At 61.3% G+C, this 21,006-nt stretch carries 22 protein-coding genes; 11 read left to right on the top strand and 11 right to left on the bottom strand.

The window, feature by feature from the left end:
• Positions 1–188 precede the first annotated feature (188 nt).
• The 9 genes from QQ658_RS10255 to QQ658_RS10215 form a co-directional block, all read right to left on the bottom strand.
• Positions 189–1,073 (bottom strand): aminodeoxychorismate lyase, encoded by an 885-nt coding sequence (locus QQ658_RS10255; RefSeq protein ID WP_286024756.1) that lies wholly within the window; start codon positions 1,071–1,073, stop codon positions 189–191.
• Between the two features lie 94 nt (positions 1,074–1,167).
• On the bottom strand, positions 1,168–1,398 hold the full coding sequence (locus tag QQ658_RS10250) for an NIL domain-containing protein (RefSeq protein WP_286024755.1): 231 nt from the start codon (positions 1,396–1,398) through the stop codon (positions 1,168–1,170).
• 322 nt (positions 1,399–1,720) lie between these two features.
• Entirely contained in the window at positions 1,721–2,188 is a 468-nt protein-coding gene (gene rraA, locus QQ658_RS10245) for a ribonuclease E activity regulator RraA (RefSeq protein WP_286024754.1), read from the bottom strand.
• The gene (locus QQ658_RS10240) at positions 2,185–2,853 is read right to left on the bottom strand and encodes a GntR family transcriptional regulator (protein ID WP_286024753.1); all 669 of its coding nucleotides are present in this window, start codon (positions 2,851–2,853) and stop codon (positions 2,185–2,187) included. The genes rraA and QQ658_RS10240 overlap by 4 nt, the downstream gene beginning before the upstream one ends.
• 74 nt (positions 2,854–2,927) lie before the next feature.
• The gene (locus QQ658_RS10235; protein ID WP_286024752.1) at positions 2,928–4,073 is read right to left on the bottom strand and encodes a lactonase family protein; all 1,146 of its coding nucleotides are present in this window, start codon (positions 4,071–4,073) and stop codon (positions 2,928–2,930) included.
• Positions 4,074–4,120: 47 nt separating this feature from the next.
• Positions 4,121–4,744, bottom strand: a complete 624-nt coding sequence (gene otnC, locus QQ658_RS10230; RefSeq protein ID WP_286024751.1) for a 3-oxo-tetronate 4-phosphate decarboxylase — start codon at positions 4,742–4,744, stop codon at positions 4,121–4,123.
• Positions 4,737–5,984, bottom strand: coding sequence for a 3-oxo-tetronate kinase (gene otnK / locus QQ658_RS10225; RefSeq protein WP_286024750.1), 1,248 nt, complete (start codon positions 5,982–5,984; stop codon positions 4,737–4,739). Before otnK ends, otnC begins: the two co-directional genes overlap by 8 nt.
• A gap of 12 nt (positions 5,985–5,996) precedes the next feature.
• The gene (locus QQ658_RS10220; protein WP_286024749.1) at positions 5,997–6,668 is read right to left on the bottom strand and encodes an aspartate/glutamate racemase family protein; all 672 of its coding nucleotides are present in this window, start codon (positions 6,666–6,668) and stop codon (positions 5,997–5,999) included.
• 3 nt (positions 6,669–6,671) lie between these two features.
• Entirely contained in the window at positions 6,672–7,754 is a 1,083-nt protein-coding gene (locus QQ658_RS10215; protein WP_286024748.1) for an isocitrate/isopropylmalate dehydrogenase family protein, read from the bottom strand.
• A 286-nt stretch (positions 7,755–8,040) separates the two neighbouring features.
• Here QQ658_RS10215 and QQ658_RS10210 point away from each other — a divergent pair, with 286 nt between their 5' ends.
• The 5 genes from QQ658_RS10210 to QQ658_RS10190 all read left to right on the top strand — a co-directional run bounded on the left by QQ658_RS10210 (position 8,041) and on the right by QQ658_RS10190 (position 13,075).
• Complete coding sequence (locus tag QQ658_RS10210; RefSeq protein WP_286027092.1) at positions 8,041–9,393, top strand: TRAP transporter large permease subunit; 1,353 nt, start codon at positions 8,041–8,043, stop codon at positions 9,391–9,393.
• 10 nt (positions 9,394–9,403) lie between these two features.
• The gene (locus QQ658_RS10205) at positions 9,404–9,679 is read left to right on the top strand and encodes a hypothetical protein (protein ID WP_286024747.1); all 276 of its coding nucleotides are present in this window, start codon (positions 9,404–9,406) and stop codon (positions 9,677–9,679) included.
• Positions 9,680–10,154: 475 nt separating this feature from the next.
• The gene (locus tag QQ658_RS10200; RefSeq protein ID WP_286024746.1) at positions 10,155–11,033 is read left to right on the top strand and encodes a tripartite tricarboxylate transporter substrate binding protein; all 879 of its coding nucleotides are present in this window, start codon (positions 10,155–10,157) and stop codon (positions 11,031–11,033) included.
• A gap of 8 nt (positions 11,034–11,041) precedes the next feature.
• Positions 11,042–11,596 (top strand): tripartite tricarboxylate transporter TctB family protein, encoded by a 555-nt coding sequence (locus QQ658_RS10195; protein WP_286024745.1) that lies wholly within the window; start codon positions 11,042–11,044, stop codon positions 11,594–11,596.
• A 3-nt stretch (positions 11,597–11,599) separates the two neighbouring features.
• Positions 11,600–13,075, top strand: a complete 1,476-nt coding sequence (locus QQ658_RS10190) for a tripartite tricarboxylate transporter permease (protein ID WP_286024744.1) — start codon at positions 11,600–11,602, stop codon at positions 13,073–13,075.
• Positions 13,076–13,221: 146 nt separating this feature from the next.
• Here QQ658_RS10190 and QQ658_RS10185 read toward each other — a convergent pair whose 3' ends face one another.
• Both QQ658_RS10185 and QQ658_RS10180 read right to left on the bottom strand, forming a co-directional pair.
• Positions 13,222–13,473 carry a helix-turn-helix domain-containing protein gene (locus QQ658_RS10185; protein WP_286024743.1) on the bottom strand — a complete coding sequence of 84 codons (252 nt, stop codon included), beginning with the start codon at positions 13,471–13,473 and terminating at the stop codon, positions 13,222–13,224.
• The gene (locus tag QQ658_RS10180; protein WP_286024742.1) at positions 13,473–13,979 is read right to left on the bottom strand and encodes a DUF2975 domain-containing protein; all 507 of its coding nucleotides are present in this window, start codon (positions 13,977–13,979) and stop codon (positions 13,473–13,475) included. The genes QQ658_RS10185 and QQ658_RS10180 overlap by 1 nt, the downstream gene beginning before the upstream one ends.
• A gap of 474 nt (positions 13,980–14,453) precedes the next feature.
• On the opposite strand from QQ658_RS10180, the gene QQ658_RS10175 reads away from it, so the two are divergent.
• The 6 genes from QQ658_RS10175 (at position 14,454) to QQ658_RS10155 (ending at position 20,936) form a co-directional block, all read left to right on the top strand.
• The gene (locus tag QQ658_RS10175) at positions 14,454–15,494 is read left to right on the top strand and encodes a substrate-binding domain-containing protein (protein WP_286024741.1); all 1,041 of its coding nucleotides are present in this window, start codon (positions 14,454–14,456) and stop codon (positions 15,492–15,494) included.
• A 75-nt stretch (positions 15,495–15,569) separates the two neighbouring features.
• Positions 15,570–16,592, top strand: a complete 1,023-nt coding sequence (locus QQ658_RS10170; protein ID WP_286024740.1) for an ABC transporter permease — start codon at positions 15,570–15,572, stop codon at positions 16,590–16,592.
• The gene (locus tag QQ658_RS10165; RefSeq protein WP_286024739.1) at positions 16,592–17,413 is read left to right on the top strand and encodes an ATP-binding cassette domain-containing protein; all 822 of its coding nucleotides are present in this window, start codon (positions 16,592–16,594) and stop codon (positions 17,411–17,413) included. Before QQ658_RS10170 ends, QQ658_RS10165 begins: the two co-directional genes overlap by 1 nt.
• A complete protein-coding gene (locus QQ658_RS10160) occupies positions 17,406–18,182 on the top strand; it encodes an SDR family NAD(P)-dependent oxidoreductase (protein WP_286024738.1) in 777 nt (258 codons plus the stop codon). The genes QQ658_RS10165 and QQ658_RS10160 overlap by 8 nt, the downstream gene beginning before the upstream one ends.
• Positions 18,182–19,642: a xylulokinase gene (locus QQ658_RS15450; RefSeq protein ID WP_353057920.1), complete on the top strand. Its 1,461-nt coding sequence runs from the start codon at positions 18,182–18,184 to the stop codon at positions 19,640–19,642. Before QQ658_RS10160 ends, QQ658_RS15450 begins: the two co-directional genes overlap by 1 nt.
• A 133-nt stretch (positions 19,643–19,775) precedes the next feature.
• Positions 19,776–20,936 carry an ROK family transcriptional regulator gene (locus tag QQ658_RS10155; protein WP_286024737.1) on the top strand — a complete coding sequence of 387 codons (1,161 nt, stop codon included), beginning with the start codon at positions 19,776–19,778 and terminating at the stop codon, positions 20,934–20,936.
• Positions 20,937–21,006 lie beyond the last annotated feature (70 nt).

Here is a 21,006-nt window from a genome sequence, read left to right as displayed (position 1 = left end):
CAGCTCGTCGATAGCCAGAACAAGTCCGCCGTGTCGTGGCTTCAATACCGCGTGGGCGAGGGTGGCTAAAGCTTCGGCAATTCCTTCAGGATTGCGGAGAGACACAGCCAGATTGTCCCAGAATCGACGACCTCCTCGGGTATAAAGATCCTGGACGTGGAGGCCTCGCATCCACCCATCTCCATGTCCTACTCGATGCGCCCCAGGAGCGACTCGTTAAGGGCGTCGGTCAGCTCGTGATCAACTGGTACCGATCGACCATCGAGGCTGCGCACCGGGGCAGCCATGCGTCCGGATGACACGAACCACATCGCATCTGCGCGATATACGTCGTCCATGCGGAGGAGAGCTTGGGCGGTGGCGTATCCGTGTTCGGCAAAGAACGCGAACGCCGAACCCTGAGTGGTGCCCGCCAGCACGCCGAGCGCTGACGAGGGCGTCCAGATGCGGGCATCGACGCGGACGATCAGCGATGATGTGGGGCCTTCCAATGCGTAGCCATCCGAGCTAACGAACAAGGCATCGTCCGCTCCGCGGCGGGCGGCCTCGCGTCCTGCGGCCTTGTTGACCGCATACGACAAGGTCTTCGCGCCCGCCAGCAGCCACGGCGCTCGCGCCGCGATGTCGTGCGGGTAACCACGGTCGAGGGTGATGATGTCGATGCCTTCGCTGCGCTCGCGCGAGAAATCGGCGCTCGGGAATGCGACCACCCAGCAGGTTGGCGCGGCTGGCATCGCATCCTCGACGCCGCGAGTCATGACGATCTTGATCAGCAGCTCGCGCTCATGAGTCATCTGGTACTGCTCGGCGGCCGCCCGTCTGACCGCTTGTTCCAGCAACCCCAAGTCTGGACGAGGCAGTTCGAGCATTGCCGCCGAGTTCTGCATCCGGCGCAGGTGGGCGGTCACCGCCTGTGGATGCCCGTCAACGACAGCGAGCACCTCAAATATGCCGTCTCCCCTTGTGACTCCCAGATCAAGGACGGATATCTGGGGGCCATTGACATCGATCGCAGTCATGCGATCGGACGCAGAAGCCGTCTCGGACATGTCCAGCATCAGGCACAGGGTCATGGAGACACGCTACCGTCGGCCACGCTCTTCGGCAGATAGGGACCACCATCAGTCCCCGACGGACGCTGAGAACCGCGTCCGCACGCTCCGTAGTTCAGGCCGCGGACGACAGCTGATGAATGCCGCGGCGGGCGAACCACGAGGTGGCCGCGTCGAGGCGGGATTCGTCGGCGTCCAACTCGACGGTCAGCACGCTGATGGGGAAGATCTCCATGGTGGTGACCCGCTGAGCGACGAGGCGATAATTCACGCCGACTTCGGCGGCAAGTTGCGCGAGGGTTCCGCGCCCGGCATCGGCGCCAACGAAAAGAAGATCGAGAGTCATGACTGTGTGCTCCTGGTGCTGAAGGTCGTTGAGGAGGGGATTACCGCCCAACTCCCAGCCCAGGTGCAGTCAGTGCCCTTCAGCAGATGCGAAGGATCAGGAGCGGGCGCCGCGCATGCGGCAACAACACCGACAACAGCTCATGGAGGACATGAAAGACGCGGACGTGACCCCATCGGCCAGCATGCTCGCAGTCATCGTCACGCGAAAAACTCTACATGAGTGGAGCAGCAAAAACTATCTGGTCCATTTCGTAAATCTGTCCCGGCATCGGCCGTCCTGTTCGAGTCGCACGAGCTTATGTTCCGGAAGAAGCTACACCTCACGCAGGAATGACGATGATCCCGTCATGGTCGCTCACTAGGTGATCGCCCGGCCGAAACACACAGCCACCGAAATGGACGTCCACATCGCGTTCGCCCAGACCCTCTTTGGCGCTTTTCTGCGGGTTGGTCCCCAATGCCTTGATGCCGAGACCCAGCGGCGCGAGTGCGACACTGTCGCGGACGGCACCATTGATGACGATGCCCTTCCAGCCATTGCTGACGGCGAGATCACCGATGCGGTCACCCATCAGGGCGCGTTCGAGCGACCCGCCTCCATCGACGACGAGGACGCGTCCGGCACCGGGCTCACCGAGCACACTTTTCAAGATGACGTTGTCGTGGTGACAACGCACCGTGGTGATCGTCCCCTCGAAGGCACTTCGTGCACCGAACTGGCGGAACTGCGTCCAGCAACTCGTCGCGATGTCTCCGAGTTCGTCCCAAAGGTCGGCTGTGGGCTTCATGACGCTAGGTCCCTTCCGCTGGCGAGACGAGAGATTGCCTCGACCACCAGGCTTGTGTCGATGTGGTGCAGCATCACCTTGGCCGCGCTCGACGAATCTCCCGCAGCGATGTACTGGACGAGCAGGCGATGCTCCTTGTCCTTGAGGTCACGAGCCTGTTGTCCGCGATCGATCTTCAATGCCATCATGCGGTAACGATCCGCCTTGTCCCAAAGTGTGTCGAGGGTGCCGATCAGAAGCTCGTTATGTGAAGCGCAATAGATGGAGCGGTGAAAACGCCGGTGCGCGATCAGCTCGTCTACGGTCGCGTTCACCGGTAGCGCTCGCAGCTTGGTCCCGCATTCGCGGATAGCGGCGATATCTTCGCGAGTTCGGCGTTCGGCGGCCAACGAGGCGGCCAGCGGATCAAGGGAGCGCCTGATCTCAAGCAGATCGCGGGCCTGTTCCAGCCGCAACTCGGTGACCCGTGCGGTGCGATGGGATTCGAGGGTGATAAGACCTTCACTTTCCAAACGCCTGAGGCCCTCACGGAGCGGGGTCGTGCTGATACCGAGCCCCGCGGCGATTTCGCGTTGCGGAATGATGTCGCCTGCCGCCAGCTTTCCCGACAGGATCAGGTCTCGTATGCCCCGGTAGGCCAGATCGCCCTTCGTGCCGTCGCCCACCGTTGCCTCCTCAAGTCGAGGCTTAACTCTAACGGCAGGCGACTCGCCGATATCAGCTGCCCGGATCATAGCTGTCATTGGATCAGGCCCGATCGCGATTCAGCCGTTTGCCCCCACGCAATACACGTTGGGGAGGCGGCTGTGGCGACGAGCGTTCCTTCGTCCAATCCATTGTCTGAGCGCGGAAGCGAACAGATGGTTCCGCTGATTTCATTTGCGACGAGGATCGATTGCTCAGCCGGATCGGCAACGAAGAATCGTGGACGATGACCTTGGGTCGATACCCAATGGTCGGGCCGTAGGGTGCCATCGGGTTGTACCGCGAAGACACCGATCGTGTCCGGTTCGGGTGTGGCCGGCGGAAAATCATCGCTTATCCCGCTCCTGTTCGAGGCGAATACCCACCGCCCATCCGCCGACGCACAGATCTCGGACGCGCAGGAGTCGAACAGGGCGTCGTCCGGATAAGAAGGAAGCACCTGAATACCGCTCAACCGGCCGGTATCTGCATCCCACCGGCACACATAGATGTCCGACCGCAGCTCGGTGATCACATAAGCAATCTGCCCATCAGGATGAAAGGCAATATGGCGAGGGCCCTCCGCCCGCTTCGTGCGGAACTGGCCGTGCAGCCGCAGCTTTCCGGTGCCTTGATCGAAATCAAGGATCCACACGGTGTCATGCGCGCGGTCACAGACAAGCAGCCAGCGCCCCGAAGGATCGAGCACGGTCTGGTGTGGGTTGGCGCCCTTCTGCCGCTCGGCGTGGGGGCCGAGGATGCCCTCGGGAGTGAACGAATCGACTGCAGCGCCCAGGCTCGCGTCCTGCCCGACGGGAAGGACGATGATCTCGCCGGGTACGGCAAGGCAGGCGACGATCAGCCACGAACCAATTTGGAGCAGGTCGACGGGGTTGGCGTGGCCGATGTCGATCAGGCCGCCCGGCGACAGCAATCCGCTGTCTTGATCGATATCCAGCCAGCCCACCTGCCGCGAATCGCCATAGGCGACGTATAGCGTGCGCCGATCGTCCGACACCAGCAGGTAGGTCGGGTTGGCCGGAACCTCATGCGGCCGTCCCTCTCCGTCGTCGGCGACAATGGTTTGCAGTGGTGCCCACTGCGCCATCGGTGGCGCATCCCAGACGGTGATGCCGATCCCGGACGCTTTCCGGGCAGCAGTGCTACGCGATCCGACGTATGCGACGTATCCATTCGCCATGGTGTCAACCCCCTTGTCAACGGTGAAACAGCTGAGCCTGGCACCGGCTATCTGCGTAGCGCTTCAGCCTGTTCATCGGTCAACGGCTTGATCTCGCGGCCATGCAGCAGGAGAGCCAGCTTCGCGGTTTCCTCCAGTTCTTCGATGGCGTCGACCGCGGTCGGCAGATCTTTGCCGCCGATCACCGGTCCGTGGTTGGCGATCAGGATGGCGTGATGGTCTGCTGCCAGGCGTTCAGCCAAGTCACGCAACGAATCATCCCCTGGAGCGTGGTAAGGAACCAGCGGCAGGTGGCCGACTCGCATCGCGTAATAGGCGGTGAGCGGAGGCAGCACGTCTGCGGGATCGACATCGGCCAGACACGAGACCGCTACCGAATGCGTGCTGTGCGTATGCGCAACTGCGCGGTCATCGGGGCGGGCCCGGTAGAACGCTGCGTGCAGGAACGCCTCTTTCGACGGCTTGGCACCACCGATATGTTCCCCTGCCAGATTGATGATGGCGAGATTGTCGGGATCGAGGTCGCCCAATGATCCACCGGTGGGGGTCAGAAGGATGCGGTCGTCGATTCGTACACTCAGGTTGCCGGTGCGTCCGTGGGTCAGCCCTCGGTTGAAGAGTGATGCGCCCATCCGGCACAGCTGGACGCGCAACTCGCGTTCGTCATTCACGGCTTGTCCTTTCTAGCAGGTCATCGGATCCAAAATTGCCGGATTTCAACAGCAGGGCGAGTTCGGGATTCCGCGCGATACACCAGGGCACCCCGCGATCGGCCTCTTCGCCGATAAGCACCGAATGCACCCGCAGTGCGTTGACGACGGCGCCGGAGGTCTCGCCACCGGCAACGATGACACGTCTCGATCCCTGCGCAACCCGTCTCGCTGCCGCGCGGGCAAGAATCTGCTCGAGCTTCTCCCCGGTGTCCGGCCCCAATGCCTGACCGCTGGCCCGGCGCTCCTCAATGGAAGCGGACGAGTAGACGAGCACCCGGGGATCGGCGCTATGCGCGTCCAACCATTCGCTGACCTGGTCGTCCAGCTCGGCCACCGAGCCGACGGCCGGATCGACGCGGAAGGCGGGCATCTGTTGCTTGGCCAGCGCGACCTGCCGAAGCGTCGTGTCGGAACAGCTCCCGGCCACGACGACGGCGTCCCCCTCGGGTAACCGGGGAATCGCGCCGGTCGGCCTTTCTGACTGATCGCCGTAGACCACTCCCATGGCGCGAGCTAGCCCGGCGCTGCCGCTGACCAGTTTCTGGGTCATGCATACTTCGGCCAGCCGTGCCAGGTCGTCCTCATCGGTGGTGTCCGCGATCAGATGCCGCACGCCGCTTGTGCGTTGCGAATCCAGCCACTCGATCACCTCGGAGCTGCTCGAGCCCAGCAGCCGATCGTGGGACAGCAGACCGACCTCGCGTGTGGTTTGGGACGCGAGAACCCGCACCAGATTCGGATCGGTCATCGGGGTCAGCGGGTGCCGGGCCATCGACGATTCCGAGAGCAACTGGGTGCCGACGAACATGTGCCCCTGAAAAACAGTACGTCCGTGCTCGGGCGAGGCGGGGACCGCAATCACCAGGCCGCTATCCAGCGCGTCCATCACGGCATCGGTGACCGGGCCGATATTGCCTTCGGCAGTGGAATCGAAGGTTGAGCAGTACTTGATATATGTCTGCTCGACGCCTGCGTCCCGAAGCCAGGCAAGGGACGCCAAGGATGCTGCGACCGCGTCTTCTGCCGGGATCGTTCGTGATTTGAGCGCCACCACCAGCGCTGTCACGTCCGGCGGGGGTGACTCCTGCGGAACATCGAAAGCAAGCGCTGTCGCCACCCCGCTCCGGCGCAGGGCAGCGGCCACATCGGTTGCGCCGGTGTAATCATCGGCGATAACTCCCAGCCACGGTGTCGCCATCAAGACTCCTCGTCAATCAGTCAGCAGCGTGTCGCGCAGTGTGGCTGCCGCCATCTGCGGCGGAGCCAGGGTGGGAACGCCCAAAGCCGCTTCCACGGCAGCGCGCGCGGGTGCTACCGAAAACATGCCGAGCACGATCATGTCGGCCGGCTCGGAATGGCCTCGTGCTGCTGCGATCAGCACGTCGGCGAGCGTTTGCGTGTCGTTCGCCGCGGCCGCCGGCCCTGCCCCGGGGACATCCACCCCGATCAATTCGGGCAGCTGATCGCGTTCCTGCAGGTATGCGCGGAGCCTGCTGATGGAATCCGCTACCGGTGTGGGCAGCGGGCCGAGTAGCAGGACACGGTGGGGCCGCCGCTCGGCGATTGCATCGAACAGTGCCTCGTCCGAACCCAAAATGGGCTCCGTGTGCCGGGTTCGCGCAGCGATGGCGGCAGGCCCGTACATCGAGCACGACAGCAAGACTCCCTGCGCGCCGTGCTCGATCGTGTAGTCGATCAACTCGCCCATGCGGCCGGCGAGCTGAGCAGTGAGCCCGCCTGCGGCGTTGGCGTCCTTGATCAAGCGGTCGTCGAGCACATTCCATACCTCGGCCTCCGGAAAGGCCTCCGACATGGCCCCGGCTGCGGGAGCCATGGCATTCGGGGTCGCATGGATGACGGCGATCGTCGGGCGAGCAGACATCGCTCAGTTTCCCGCGATGTGGTTCGCGACCGCCGCAGCGAACTCGGAACAGGTGGCCGATCCGCCCATGTCGGTCGTGCAGACGCCTGCGGCGACGGTGTCGGTGACGCCTTGTTCGATCAATCTGCCTGCCCGAGTGATCGCCGGGTCGTTGTGTTTTCCTCCGAGCCAATCGAAGAGCATGGCGGTGGAAAGAATCATCGCTATCGGGTTGGCCTTGTCCTGACCGGCGATGTCGGGGGCCGAGCCATGTGCGGCTTGAGCCATCGCGCGGGTATCGGATGCATTGAGCGATGGTGCCAGGCCGAGAGAGCCGGCGAGCTCACCGGTGAGGTCGCTCAAGATGTCGCCGAACATGTTCTCCGTGACTATCACATCGAACTCGGGCGCCCGGCGCAGCAGGTGAACGGTGAAGGCATCGATGTGGTAGTCGTCCACCGTCACATCGGGGAAGTCTTGGCCGACTTCTCGGCAGACGTCGCGGAACATGCCGGTGGTGAGCTTGAGCACATTCGCCTTGTGGACGATCGTCAGCTTCTTGCGGCGCCGCTCGGCAGCCTCGAAAGCCGCTCGCGCGATACGTTCACAGCCGGCGCGAGTGATGATGCCGAGCATGATCGCCACGTCGGGAGTGGGCATGAACTCACCGGTGCCCTTAAAGGTGCTCCGGTCGGCATAGAAGCCCTCGGTGTTCTCGCGGTAGATGACCAGATCGGTGCCGGGCTTGAGCGGACTGGAGCCTGGGAAGGCCTTGGCCGGGCGGATGTTCGCGAAGAGATCGAAATATTTGCGGATGGTGCCTGACGGATTGAGCTGAGACTTGAATGGTTCGGGATAGGCCGCGCTGTCGTGCGGGCCGAGAATCCAGCCGTCAGTTTCGGCGAGGGCCTCGAGCGTGCTCACCGGAGTGGCCTCGTTGAGCTTCTCGATTGCTTCGAAGCCGAGTGGCAACCGGCGCCACTGAATGGGCTGCGCATTGGCGGCCTTGACAGCTGCGTCCGCGATGAGGACCGAGGCGGGCACGATCTCGGGACCGATGCCGTCGCCATTGAGCACCCCGAGTGTGTAGCTGCGTCCGTCAGTCATTGGGTCTCCTTGATGTCAGCGAAATGAGGGGATGTCGCCGCATCGCTGCGGCTGCACTCTCTGAGAGAAGATTATAACTGTGACGACGTTGGGTCAAGGGTGTTTCTGAATCCAAGCCGCGTGCTCAGCGCCGATAGATACCAAACTCAAGACTTGAAATGATTGACCATTGAGTTTGCTAATGACATCATGTTATAACAGTTTGGCAGTGGTTCGACTGGCTATGAGGCCGGCGACCTGGCCCGCAAGCACAACCGGATTCCAAAGGAGGAATGCGTTGTTCGGCATGGCAATCTGGGCGCTGGTCGTCTACCTCGCGGTAATCGTGGTGGGCGCAGTCGTTCTCAAGCGCGGCATCGGCGAGTCCATGGTGGTGGCATTCGTCGTGCTCTGCGTCTTTGGTGGCAAGCAGTTCTTGTCCTTCTTGTGGTTGGGCATCGAGTCGGCACTCGATCAACCGGTGGTATTCGCAGCACTCGCCTTCGTATTCGTCGGATACCTCCTGGGCGAGACGGGCATCATCTCGCATCAGGTCAACATCCTCAACTCGCTGCTCGGACGCTTCAAAGGCGGCCCGGGATACGTCGCGACAGTTGCCTCCGCAGGCTTCGGTGCATTGACCCATTCCGCGGCAGCCAACGCTGCAACGATCGGTTCGGTTACCGTGCCATGGATGCAGAAGTCGAACTTCAAGTCGTCGACGGCTGCGACGGTCATCGCCGGCAACTCGGGAAACGGGACGGTCATCCCGCCGAGCGCGGCATACCTCATCGTGGTCGGGCTGGCCACCGTGCAGCCGAACATCGACTCCGGAAATACGCTGCTCGTGATGTTCGTGGTCGCCGGCTATACCGTGCTCTGGCGATTGCTGTGTGTCTACTTCTTCGTCCGCCAAGGCAAGGCGGGAAAGCCCGATCCCGCATCGTTGATGCCCATGAGGCAGTCGTGGAGCCAAGGTTGGTTCACCTTGCTGGTCTACCTGGGAATCTTGATCCCGCTGTTGCTCACGATGGGCCCTGGGCCGGCGCTCTTCAACTCGCTATTCGGAGAGGAGACCGGCAAGGCGCTGGTAAAAGGTATCGACATCTTGATCTGGATGCCGGTTCTGTTGGGCCTGATCGGGCTCCTGGTCGGACGAAAGCAGCTTCCGAAATCCGGCAAGGAATGGTTCGGATTCGTGTCGAAGGTCGCTCCGCGATATAAGGACATCGGTGCGACACTCGTCTTCTCCTTCGCAGGAAGCGCCGTTCTGCTGGAACTCGGACTTGATCAGCAGCTTCAAACAGCTATCACCTCGCTGCACCTGCCGGCAATTCTGACCACGTTGATCGTCGTGGTGGTGATCGTGCTGGTCGGTGGACCACTCAGCGCAACGGCCACTGCGGCAACCATCGCCGGGGCCGCCTTCGCGGTGCTGACCGCAATCGGAGTCGATCCGGCGCTCGCGGTGGCGACGATCATGGTGTCGATCTCGACAGCGGACGCCTCCCCGCCGGGAGGCCCCGCAATCTTCATCGGCTCGGGCATCGCTCAGGTCGACCCCGGCACGACCTTCAAGCCTTTGATCCTCTACTACGTTCTGCCGTTCATCATCTTCGCCGTAGCCATTGCTATGGGCGTCGTACCGACGCCCGCCTAAGGAGGGGGACATGTCTGAACCCGTGAATGAAGAAAAGTTCGGGCCGACGAGAAAGACCCTTATCAAGATCGGCAATGTCGTTTTCGTGGTCCTGCTGGCGGTCATGCTGGCGCTCGGCGTGGTGGTGGTCGTGGTGCAACTGGCCGGCCTCATCGGCGGTCGGACAGCCCTCGTCACCGGATTCGGCGATGACGGCTTCACGAAGATCGCGTGTCTGGTGGCGGGGCTTTTGGGCATCCACACGTTGATTCTGGCGAAACTGCACGGCTGGAAGCCGAGTGACTAGTTGCACCCGATGGGCGGCTCGCCATGGTGGCCGAGGCTTGGACGCTACCCGTCGAAAGAGGTTATAACTGATCTACTGGCGCGGGATCGGCGTCGAGTCTTACGAGTCCGCAATGTAAGCGTGAATGACAGCTTCTCACACAGCTCGTCGGGGAATCTTTACAGGACTCTTGACTAACCGTTATAACAAAAGGCATGCTCGTGTGACATCGCGATACCGGCGTCGGTTCGCGGTCGAAGTCAGCAGGTAATGAAGCAATACCGACAGATACGTCCTGGCGCGGCTCAGGCCGCGCGGGACGACGAACGTGGCAAGCCACGTGAAACAAGGAGGAGTCATGGTCGATTCCGGGTTCAGCCGGCGCGCATTCATAGGTGGTATCGCAGGTGCGAGTTCAAGCCTGCTACTTGGATTGACGGGCTGCACGGGTCAGCCAGGAAGTACCGGTTCGGGCGCAGGAGGCGGCGCCGCGTGGATGCCGGACCGCAATGCTGCACTCATCATTCACGCAGATGCAGGTGGCTCGTCGGATCTTTTCGGCCGAGAGGTCGCCAAGTTGCTGGTCGATAGCAAGGCGGTTCCCGTCGCGGTATCCCCCGAGAATCGCCCGGGCGGCAGCGGGGCAGTGGCCTACACCTTCATGAAATCGAAGACCGGCGACCCGAATTATCTGGCCACTTTGTCCTCCTCATACCTGACCGCGCCGCTGAGCGAAGACCTCGAATATTCCTATGAAGACTTCACGAATCTAGGTTTCTTGTGTGCGGATGCGTTGATGATCGCGGTTCGCAAAGACAGCTTCGCCTCGCTCGATGAACTCATCACCGCCGGAAAGGCCGCCCTGGGTTCGCTCAAGTTCGGCGGCACTCAGACCGGATCGGCCGACTCGATTCTGCTGTACCTGCTCGAAGAGAAGACCGGGGTGAAATTCACCTATGTCAGCTTCGAAGGCGGCTCCGAGGTCAATGCCGCGCTGCTCGGCAGCAACGTCGACGTGATTGCCACCAATCCGGCAGAGGTCAAGGGGCTGATCGACGGTGACCGGGTCACGGGGCTGGCGGTCTCGACCGCCGAACGCATGGAAGGCATCGACGTTCCGACGATGAAAGAAGCGGGTGTCGACATCGAATTCTCTCAGGCGCGGGGAATCATGGCGCCGGGTGGCATCACCGACGAGCAGAAGTCGTTCTGGGTTGAGGCGCTGCGCACCGTCGGCCAGTCCGAGGAGTTTGCTGCTTGGGTGACTGACCAGGTGATGATTCCGATCGAGTACTACGGGGACGAAGCCGAGCAGTTCGTCGCGTCCGAGTCGGAGAAGTACGTCGAATACTACAAAGCACTCGGTTTGAGCTAGGGGAAGCGATGAGTGCTACGCAACGCCGCTCCTTCATGAACCAGGCGACGCTCGTGCCGGCACTGATCCTGCTGGTCTTGCTCGGCTGGATCGTGCTGTCCACGCAGCTGAGCTTGTGGACGGATCAGGGACAGCCGGGGCCGGGCTTCTGGCCGCTGGTGCTGAGTGCTCTCGGGGCGGTACTGGCCGCTGTCATCACCGTGCGTGCCTATGCCCAAGGCCGTAGGGGTGACAGCAGTGCGGGCCAGAATGCCGCCGATCCTGATGACCTGATATCCGTGAGCGAGGACGACGGCGAGAGTGGAGTTTACGAGGAGACCGGACGCGGCGCCTGGCTGCGTCCATTGGGCATCTTGGCCGGTCTGGTTGCCTTCATCGCACTGATGCCGGTTCTCGGATTCATGATCGGGCTCACGTTGTTCCTGCTTTTCGTCTGCCTCGTCTTGATCAAGATGCCGCTCGTGCAGTCGCTGCTACTCACCGCGGTGTTGATGGCGATCACGTACTTCACGTTCGCGGTCTTCTTCGGCGTGCCGTTCCCGACCGGACTCCTGGGGGTGTGAGTCATGGACATCATTGATTTCTTGATGCAAGGTTTCTCGATCGCGCTTACCCCGACCAATCTGCTTATGGCGATGATCGGTTGCCTACTCGGCACGATTGTCGGGGCGCTCCCGGGCGTCCAACCGTCGGGAGCGATTGCCCTACTGCTGCCGCTCGGCGCGACTCTGGAGCCGACGTCTGCGATCATCATGCTCGCGGCCACCTATTACGGTGGAATGTACGGGGGGACGCTGACCTCGGTGCTGGTCAATATCCCGGGCGAACCATCCAGTGTGGCGACGACCTTCGACGGCTACAAGATGGCCTTGAAAGGGCAGGCGGGCAAGGCGCTCGGGATCGCTGCGATCGGGTCGTGGATCGCGGGAACCGTGAGCGTCTTCGGCTTGATGCTCTTCGCCCCGCCGCTCGCCGACATCGCCGTGAGCTTCGGGCCGCCGGAGTACCTGGCATTGGCCCTGGTCGGGTTGACCATGATGACCACGATCGGGCGTTCGTCGCCCATCAAGGCCGCGCTGATGTGCGTACTGGGGCTGCTCTTGTCGACGATCGGGACGGATCCCATCGTGGGCACGTCGAGATTCTCGTTCGGCAACATCAACCTGCTGGGTGGCCTCGACTTCTTGCCGATCATGATCGGCCTGTTCGGGCTAGCCGAGATCTTCGACATCCTCGCGCATCGGACGAGGGTCGATCCGCTCAAGACCCCGCTGCGCGGATTGCTGCCGAATCGCGAGGACTGGAGGAACGCCAGCTGGAGCGTCGGGCGGGGCGGACTGTTGGGGTTCTTCGTGAGCCTGGCGCCGGGTGCCGGGCCGACCGTTTCGTCGTTGCTCGCGTACGGTGTCGAGAAACGTGTCGCCAAGCGCCGCAATCTTTTGGGTACCGGCATCGTCGAAGGCGTGGCGGCGCCGGAGTCGGCCAACAACGCTGCGGCAACCGGTGTCATGGTGCCGATGCTGACGCTTGGAATCCCCGGCTCGGCGAGTACCGCCGTGCTGCTGGGTGGGCTCATGATGTGGGGCATTCAGCCCGGCCCGCTGTTGATTCCCGAGCATCCGGACATCTTCTGGGGCCTGGTGGCGAGCATGCTGATCGGCAACCTGATGCTTCTGATCATCAATCTTCCGCTCGTGCCCGTTTTCGCCAAGGCCCTTCAGGTCAAACCGACCACCTTGGTGCCGATCGTCATGGCGGTCGCCCTGGCAGGCACCTACAGCCTGAACAACAATCTGTTCGATGTCTTGGTTGCCGTGGTGGCCGGCGCGATCGGGTACGTCCTGATGCAGCACAAGTTTCCTGCTGCTCCACTGGTGCTCGGCTTGGTGCTGGGACCGCTGGTCGAGAAGTCATTGCGGCAGAGCATCCAGATGGGGGGAGGGCAGCATCGGCATCCTCTTCACCAGGCCGGTTGCTGTTGTGTTCTTGCTGATCGCTGTGGCGCTGCTGGTGTCCGGACCTATCATGCGGCTGGTCAATAAGGGACGCCGCGGACCTGCGCTCACTGTGGAATCCGTCAAGCCTGAGAGCGGCGAGGTGGAAGCCTCGAGCATCACAGAGTCCACCGACGTTCCTGACGGTGGCGAAGCTGCCGGATCGCGTCGTGATCGCGGATAGCCCGCACTGATCACGGATGAACTTCCTGGTCCATCGGCGTCCTGACATCTGCGTTCTCGTCGGGCACCCAGCGCAGGAGATCACCCGGTTGGCAGTCCAACGCCTCGCAAAGGCCAGCCAAGGTCGTGAATCGGATAGCCTTAGCTCGCCCGTTCTTGAGGACGGCGATGTTGGCGGGGGTAATGCCCACCTGGTCGGCCAAAGTGCCGACCGCCATCTTCCGTTTGGCGAGCATCACGTCGATATCGACGATGATCGGCATCAGATCACCTCGTTGAGTTCAGACTGCAGGTGCTTCGCCTCGGAGTCCCGCGCGACAGCCTGCGCCAGCAGCGTTCGCATCACATAGACCACGAGCGCAACACCTGCGATCACCAACGCGAAACCGCAGATCAACGCAACCAGGCCCCGTGCGACCTCATCGCCAGGCACAGCATGATTTGCGAACCGGGCAACCACCGCTATGGAGAACACCAGTACCGCGGCAGCGCTGATCGCGCCGATGATCAGATCCACGAAACGGAAGGCGGTATGTGAGAACACTGTCCTGCGGTTGACCATCGTGAGCAGCCGCCAGATACACACGGCGACGATCTGCAAGGTCGCGACGCCGAAAACACCGATAATCGTCAATGAAACCTCGACCCCGGTCGGCTCCTTGTCAGTGTCCCACCACAGCAGCGCCACGATCGCCGCCTGGACGATCACCGATCCGGCCAGCGCGATCCCGATCACCACACGCAAGGCCCGAATGACCCATGTACTCATAGCTGTCTCTCTACCTGAGATTCGATATAAACCTATCGTATTTCGATAGTTTTGCACAAACAATATGCCCGAATAGGGATGATCCTGAGGTTCATCAGAACGACATCGGGATCGATGCGTTGCTCCACCTCAACGGCCTGCCGCCCCGTTCGTCGAACGGATCGCAGTTTGTGGGTGGTACCTGATCGCGCTGTCTGATGGGCAGTCCTGCCCATCAGCGCGTGCACGACCCATTTTCGGACGGGGAGCATGGTAAGAGCGTGCGGCGCAGACATGAGATTTTCCCCGCAGCTCGGTTGGGCGGACGCCGACGTTGCGCCGCAACCTGTAATTATGAAAATAATATGCATAAGGACCGCAAACTTTAGCTTGACGATTGCGTAAGACGGTGTGACTATAGATGCACGGGCGCAGCCGTCCGTGAGGCTCCGAGAGATCGCGGGGCCCAACTACATCGACGTAGGGGAGAATGCCATGTCACCATCGGATATGCGGGGCCACCGCCTGTGGTTGGCTGCCGCGCTTGCTGCCTGCACCGCTACCGCCGGGATCGTTGGATGCTCATCCGGCGGTGAGGCCGGTTCCTCGGGATCCGCCGGAAGCGGCGGCGGAGAGACATACACCATCGGCGTTGTCGAGCAACAGCTATCCAACCCGTTTTTCGCTGACCTCCAGAGTTCAGCTGCCGATGCTGCCAAAGAGCGGGGCTACGACGTCATCACTGCAGAGTCGAAGACCACTGGGGACTCGGCGACTCAAGTCGACGCGATTGAGCAGATGATTGCGCGCAAGGTCGACGGAATTGTGCTTGACCCGGCCAACGCCACCGCTTTGGTAGACGTTGTTCAGCGGGCCCGTGATGCCGGCATCACCGTCATCACCGTCAATACGTCGCTTGATCCCGCCGACACAGCTAACGCGTCCTATCAGACTGACAACGTTGTAGGTGGCAGCCTCATGGGTCAGTACGCGAAGGCTCAATTGAGCGGGGCGGAACCCCAAATCGCCATGCTCGACTACGACCTGTCTGATGGAGCTGCCGCAGACCGGCACAATGGCTTCCTCGAGGGTTTCGGCATCACGGACGACTCGCCGGAGATCGTCGGAACCGCTCTGACAGAATCAAGCGTGGAGACCGGCCAGTCTGCGATGGAGAATCTCTTGTCGGCTCACGCCGGTATCAACGTTATTTACACCATCAACGAGCCGGTCGCTCAGGGTGCGGCGGCAGCGATCGATAACACGGGGAAGTCCGGGAACGTTATTGTCACGTCCATCGACGGCAGTTGCTCTGGTGTGCGAAGCGTTCAGTCGGGTGACATCGACGCCACCGTCATGCAATTCCCCGGCAAGATGGGCCAGCTGGCCGTCGAAGCAATTGCCAATTACCTAGAGAACGGCACCGAACCGTCCGGAGTCAATGACTCCGGTACAACGCTCGTGACCGATAATCCAGTCGACGGCATAGATTCCCAGACCGTCGAATGGGGACTGGAGAACTGCTGGGGTAACTGATTCCAATTGTGTAGGACCGCCCACGGAGAGCGGTCCTGCGCTGGACCCTAACCGTTCACGGAAGAATGCAAACATATGACAGACACACTCGCAGAGTCTGATGCCAGAGCCGAAAATCGGAGGAAGCCGGATGACCATGGGCGAGGCAAGGACGTCTTTGCGAAGATCAAGACCGCGCAATCAACCGGACCAATCCTCGCACTGATCATCGCCGTAATTATCTTCTCGCTCTCGACAGACACCTTTCTTAATGCTCCGAACCTATCTCTGATTCTCCAACAGACTGTTGTCGTCGGAATGCTTGCTATCGGACAGACGCTGGTCATACTTACCTCGGGAATCGACCTGGCCAATGCCGCCAGCATGGTGCTAGGAATGGTCCTTGCAGCGAAGGTTGCCCAGGACCATGGCGGCGCACTCGGTCTCATTGTCGCGCTCGTAGTCTGTGTGGGCATTGGCCTGATCAGCGGGACGCTTGCCTCAAAACTGCGTCTGCCGGCCTTCATCGCCACCCTTGGTATGTTCACGATCCTCACAGCCACCTCTCGACTCATCACAAACTCGCAGAGCGTTCCGGTGGCCGATCCAGTCTTGCGTCTGCTGTCTACCGGCACGACGATCGGCGATTTCAAGATCACACTCGGGACGGCGCTGTGGATCGTCATGATCGCCGTCATGATCTATGCGCTGAACCGAACGGCGTGGGGACGCCATGTTTATGCGGTGGGGGACTCGCCCATCGCCGCGCGCGCCAACGGTGTTCAGGTAAACAGGGTGCTCCTATCGGTGTACGCGGTGGCGGGTCTGACCTATGCGATCGCTGGCTGGCAGTCCTTCGGTCGCGTTTCGGTGGCTGATCCGAGCGCCTATCAGAACGGCAACATGGACGCGATTACGGCTGTCGTTATCGGTGGGACTTCGATGTTCGGCGGGCGAGGGGGTGTTTTCGGATCGATGATCGGCGCGATCATTGTCGTCGTTCTGAAGAACGGGCTTACCCAAGCGGGCATCGATTCCCTTTATCAGGAGATCGCCACGGGCATCCTCGTGATCGTGGCTGTCCTCGTGGACCGATTCTCACGGAAGGCTGACGCGTAATGGCACAAGAACAGCAGGCTCCGCAAGTCGTTCTTGAGGCGCATGGGCTCACCAAGACTTTTGGACATGTCCGCGCGGCGACTAATGCGGATTTCGAGCTTGCTCAAGGCGAGATTCTCGCGGTCGTGGGGGACAATGGCGCTGGGAAGTCGACCCTCATCAAAATGCTGACCGGCGTCATGTCGCCCGATTCCGGAGAGATTCTTCTTGATGGTGAGCCGGCTCATTTCGCAAGTCCGCTCGATGCGCGACTGGCGGGACTGGAATGCGTGTACCAGGACCTCGCAGTCTGTCCACAAATGGATATCGCGTCGAATGTTTTCATGGGGCGAGAACTCCGTAAGGGGGGCCTCGTAGGCAGGCTTTTCCGCAACCTGGACAAAAGGGAGATGCGCAAGCGTTCCGCAGCGTACATCGCGGACCTCGGCGTCGGCATCCACTCCGTGGACCAGCGGGTCGAGACCTTGTCAGGAGGACAGCGCCAGGCGGTTGCCATTGCGCGGGCCGCTGCGTGGGCTTCCAAGGTTGTCATCATGGATGAACCCACTGCGGCACTTGGGGTGCGCGAGTCCGGTGAAGTGCTCGAACTGATCCAACGCGTGAAAGAGAGAGGACTGCCCGTGGTGCTCATCAGTCACAACATGCAAGAGGTCGGAGGGATCGCGGACCGGATCCACATTCACCGGCTTGGTCATCGCGCTGCAGTTGTGGATCCGAAAGTCACCTCCATGAGTGATGTGGTGGCGGTCATGACGGGAGCTCTTGCTCCGACAGAAGTTGAAAGCGCCCTCATCGAAAGGAAGGCCCCAGAAGATGCATAAGCCAACCCAAGCCGACACGTTCTCGTTGGTCGGTAAGACAGCTGTCGTGTCAGGCGGCAGCAGCGGGATAGGACAAGGAATCGCGCAGAAGCTCGCGGAAGCCGGTGCCGCCGTGATCGTTGCGGCCCGCCATGCGGAGGCCTGCCAGAGCACGGTTGACCAGATCGTCCAGACAGGAGGGACTGCGGAGGCACATGAGTTGGACGTGACGACTCGCGAGTCCGTGGAGAGGCTCTGCCAAGACGTCGTCGCCCAACACGGCGGCGTCGATATCGTCGTCAACTCTGCGGGAATCGGTTTACACTCCACGGCACTTCAGCTGACTGATGAGGATTGGGACCGAGTCCTTGATACGAACTTGAACGGTACATGGCGCATGTGCCAGATTTTCGGGCGTGTCATGGTCCCGGCTGGTCATGGTTCAATCATCAACATAGGATCCATGTCCGGACAGATCGTCAACCGCCCACAATGGCACCTGCCCTATGGCGTGTCCAAGGCTGCCGTTCACCACCTCACTCGTTCTCTGGCTGCTGAGTGGGCGCGTGACGGCGTTCGCGTGAATTGTATTGCTCCGGGTTACGTACGCACAGCGATCGCCTCGACCGAGTACGAGGATTATGCGCACTACTGGCGGGATGAAGTACCTATGGGACGCTATGGATCTCCGTCCGAGATCGCGCCCCTCGCCCTCTACCTCGCCAGCGACGACTCCTCGTTCATGACAGGCACGGTTCTCACCATTGATGGGGGATACACGCTGTGGTGATGGACACCCCGAAAGTGGCTGTCGGTCTCGACGTCGGGACGAGTTCAGTCAAAGGGACGGCCATCGTTGAAGACGGACGAGTGATCAACGTGCGCTCTGCCGTCTACCCGACAGGGGCTCCGCAGCCTGGATGGGCTGAACAGAGCACGCAGTCCTGGTGGCTGGCGACGGTTGACGTCCTGCGCCAACTGCTGAGCGAGCTCGCAAAGGAGTCGGTGCAAGTCAGCCCTAGCACCAGCACCGTCGGGCTGACGGGTCAGATGCATACCAGTGTCTTTCTAGACGATCGCAGGAAGGCTGTCAGACCATCGATCCTGTGGTCAGACAAACGGGCCGGAGCTGAATGCGCATGGATCAACCGGCACATTCCGCAGTACGCCGAGATCACTGGCAATCAGGCTATGCCGGCGCTCACCGTCGCGCACGCCCTATGGCTGCGCGCTCATGAACCGGAAGCGTTCGCCCGGGTCAGCCTGACTCTCAATCCGAAAGACGAGATTCGGCGCCGTCTCGGTGCGGGTATCGCGACAGACTTGAGTGATGCGTCAGGGACCGGGTTGCTAAACACACACACGGGCACATGGGACTCCGACTTATGCGCGCAAATCGGGATACCGATGGGGTTTCTGCCACCGACTGTCGCCTCGCATGAGATCACAGGAACGATCGGAGAGCACAACTGCATGTTGCCTGATGACCTGGCCGCAGTGTTGGGCGGAGTTCCCGTGGTCGCAGGATGCGGCGATCAATCTGCTCAGGCGGTGGCCTTGGGAGTCACGGACCTTACAACAGTCGGCCTATCGCTGGGGACCTCGGGTGTGGCATTCACGGTGAGTGCTCAGCCCGTGGCTGGCTCATTCCGGCATGTGACAGGTAGCCAATGGCTGGTCCTCGACTCAAGCCACAGCTCCGGCCTCGCCCTCGAGTGGATCGCGAGCCTATTGGGCCAAGACGTAGGAAGACTCGCTGTCACCGCCACAGGGCCCACCAATGCCCCTGTGTTTCTGCCCTACCTTCAAGGTCAACGAGACACAGAGAACGGAGGGGGCGCGCCAGGTTCCTTCATCGGGCTGACTTCCTCCCAAAGTTCGGGCGACCTCGTCTACTCAGTAATGGAAGGCGTCGCGTTCGACCTGAGGACGCTCGCAGATAAGGTAGCAGACGCATCTCGGATCGGAGGAGACTTCCGACTCGTCGCGTCAGGCGGAGGCACAGAGATCGACCGGTGGCGCAGCATCCTTGCCCAAGTGTTTGAGCAGCCGATTAGATTCACTGACCGAGGCTCCTCCTTCGGCGTGGCTCAAATAGCAGCCGAGAGCAGCGGGTGGGCCGTCCCTGACGAGCCGGATCACGCAGTATCCGGGGGACGTCGTGGAGAGGCGGAGTACAGCGGGCCGCTCAGTGACCGATGGCATCAGTTCACTAAGCTGGCACGTGTCCTAACCGAGACCGGCGCATGAACCCAGATGGACTGCGGGAATTGAGCGTTTACAACATTAATCTCAGACGATCCCATTGTGCGGGAAAGAGAAGGATGGTGCGTCCTTGAGCGCAGCGAACCACTCCCGGCGACAGAAGACCGGACCCGGGGCAGTGCTGCGCACAATCATTGAGGCGGGCGGCTCCGCCACCCGTAGCGAGATCGCCCGTGCGACAGAACTGTCGAGACCGACCGTCGATGAACGCGTGACGGCACTGACGAGGCTTGGACTGGCCCGCGCAACCACCGCGCGCAACTCGACTGGTGGGCGTCCCGCCAGCAGTATCGAGTTCGCCGCGGAACGGTTTATCTCGCTGTGTGTTGATATTGGTGAACGATACGCTCGGGTGGCGTTCGTGGCGTTCGGTGGGAAGATTATTGCTCAACAAGCGATTCCAATCGACCTGACCGTCGCCTCAGACCACCTGCTCTCCAACGTCGTTGTCGCCGCAACCGAACTGCAGGACGGACTGAAGCCAGAACAGCGTCAGATCGCGGGAGTCGGCGTCGGCGTTCCTGCCCCCGTGGACTATCCGGGCGGTCGTACCGTGGGCTGGTCCGTGATGTCCGGGTGGTCAGGCTTTGATATCGCAGGGTACTTTCGCGACATCTTTGGCGTTCCTACATTCGTCGACAATGATGTGAACCTCCTTCTCCTTGCTGAGAGCGAGACGGTTTTAACAGACGTAGAGCATGTGCTGTTCGTAAAAATCGGTCAGGGCATAGGCAGCGCGCTGAAGATATCCGGAGCAATCGATCGAGGCGCCGATGGCGCCGCGGGGGACATCGGGCACGTCCATGTCGCAGGTCGCGAGGACATCATCTGTCGATGCGGAAAACGTGGATGTTTGGAGGCGCTCGCTGGCGGATGGGCGCTTGCGAGGGACTTTGCTGCGCGCGAATCATCCTATGCGGGGATCGATGCAGGTGAGGTTGCAGACGTCATCCAGCACGGCACTCCGCTGGTAATGGATTTGGTCCATGAGGCGGCGCAACGTGTGGGTGAAGCGGTGGCTGTGGCCACGAGCTTGCTGAACCCACAGGCGATCATCATCGGCGGTCGGGTCGGATGCGCTTCGGACCAGTTCGTGGCAGCAGTTCGAAGCGTCGTCTACGAACGCTCGCTGCCGCTTGCTACACGCAAGCTATCGATCCTGAACAGCCAGTTGGATGACACAGGCGGCGTGCGGGGTGCCGCGCTTCTAGTAGAGCAAAACCTGCTGTCGGAAGAACACATCGATGACCTCGCGTTGAGGAAAGACGCCAAAACGTGAGCGTGATGAACTGCTTCCCGTGCGAAGCGATCGCTAATGACTGGAGTCTCTGTGCTCGTCAACGTGAGAT

This window comes from Propionimicrobium sp. PCR01-08-3, assembly GCF_030286045.1.
In the GTDB taxonomy this organism is placed as follows: Bacteria; Actinomycetota; Actinomycetes; order Propionibacteriales; family Propionibacteriaceae; genus Brooklawnia.
The sequence above is the reverse complement of the archived record's forward strand: the minus strand, read 5'-3'. Positions and strand labels throughout refer to the sequence as shown.

Coding starts and splice junctions, on each gene's coding strand:
- QQ658_RS10255 (WP_286024756.1), bottom strand. CDS start 1,073: ATGACCCTGTGCCTGATGCTGGACATGTCCGAGACGGCTTCTGCGTCC.
- QQ658_RS10250 (WP_286024755.1), bottom strand. CDS start 1,398: ATGACTCTCGATCTTCTTTTCGTTGGCGCCGATGCCGGGCGCGGAACC.
- rraA (WP_286024754.1), bottom strand. CDS start 2,188: ATGAAGCCCACAGCCGACCTTTGGGACGAACTCGGAGACATCGCGACG.
- QQ658_RS10235 (WP_286024752.1), bottom strand. CDS start 4,073: ATGGCGAATGGATACGTCGCATACGTCGGATCGCGTAGCACTGCTGCC.
- otnK (WP_286024750.1), bottom strand. CDS start 5,984: ATGGCGACACCGTGGCTGGGAGTTATCGCCGATGATTACACCGGCGCA.
- QQ658_RS10220 (WP_286024749.1), bottom strand. CDS start 6,668: ATGTCTGCTCGCCCGACGATCGCCGTCATCCATGCGACCCCGAATGCC.
- QQ658_RS10215 (WP_286024748.1), bottom strand. CDS start 7,754: ATGACTGACGGACGCAGCTACACACTCGGGGTGCTCAATGGCGACGGC.
- QQ658_RS10210 (WP_286027092.1), top strand. CDS start 8,041: ATGGCAATCTGGGCGCTGGTCGTCTACCTCGCGGTAATCGTGGTGGGC.
- QQ658_RS10205 (WP_286024747.1), top strand. CDS start 9,404: ATGTCTGAACCCGTGAATGAAGAAAAGTTCGGGCCGACGAGAAAGACC.
- QQ658_RS10200 (WP_286024746.1), top strand. CDS start 10,155: ATGCCGGACCGCAATGCTGCACTCATCATTCACGCAGATGCAGGTGGC.
- QQ658_RS10195 (WP_286024745.1), top strand. CDS start 11,042: ATGAGTGCTACGCAACGCCGCTCCTTCATGAACCAGGCGACGCTCGTG.
- QQ658_RS10190 (WP_286024744.1), top strand. CDS start 11,600: ATGGACATCATTGATTTCTTGATGCAAGGTTTCTCGATCGCGCTTACC.
- QQ658_RS10185 (WP_286024743.1), bottom strand. CDS start 13,473: ATGCCGATCATCGTCGATATCGACGTGATGCTCGCCAAACGGAAGATG.
- QQ658_RS10180 (WP_286024742.1), bottom strand. CDS start 13,979: ATGAGTACATGGGTCATTCGGGCCTTGCGTGTGGTGATCGGGATCGCG.
- QQ658_RS10175 (WP_286024741.1), top strand. CDS start 14,454: ATGTCACCATCGGATATGCGGGGCCACCGCCTGTGGTTGGCTGCCGCG.
- QQ658_RS10170 (WP_286024740.1), top strand. CDS start 15,570: ATGACAGACACACTCGCAGAGTCTGATGCCAGAGCCGAAAATCGGAGG.
- QQ658_RS10165 (WP_286024739.1), top strand. CDS start 16,592: ATGGCACAAGAACAGCAGGCTCCGCAAGTCGTTCTTGAGGCGCATGGG.
- QQ658_RS10160 (WP_286024738.1), top strand. CDS start 17,406: ATGCATAAGCCAACCCAAGCCGACACGTTCTCGTTGGTCGGTAAGACA.
- QQ658_RS15450 (WP_353057920.1), top strand. CDS start 18,182: ATGGACACCCCGAAAGTGGCTGTCGGTCTCGACGTCGGGACGAGTTCA.